This window comes from Paraburkholderia sp. SIMBA_027, assembly GCF_046535315.1.
GTDB classification, from domain to species: Bacteria; Pseudomonadota; Gammaproteobacteria; order Burkholderiales; family Burkholderiaceae; genus Paraburkholderia; species Paraburkholderia tropica.
Genome location: NZ_JAWRWY010001549.1, coordinates 1 through 238 on the forward strand (window position 1 = coordinate 1; position 238 = coordinate 238).

A 238-nucleotide genomic window follows, 5' to 3' on the forward strand; every position below is an offset into this window, starting at 1 on the left:
GCCGCCGGAGAAAAAAAACCTGCGGCGGCAACCAGCGCAGCGCCTGCGGCGAACGTGGCAGTCACGCCGGGAAGAAAAAATTTACGCATGAAAACTCGCTTCGGAGAACGGCCGTCATTGTAGAACGTTTGCCGCGCGGAGCGGTTGACGCAGATGCGAGTGTGGCGCGCGGAAAAACGGGGATGTGGTGTATCCGGCGGCGAGTCTGTCAGTGAATTTTGGTGCATCGACAACCAGG

At 59.2% G+C, this 238-nt stretch carries 1 protein-coding gene; it reads right to left on the minus strand.

All coding sequences use genetic code 11. From position 1 onward, the window contains the following. Positions 1 to 238, minus strand: a 238-nt coding sequence (locus SB764_RS44390) for a hypothetical protein (protein ID WP_410867361.1), incomplete at both ends; no start/stop codon positions are given.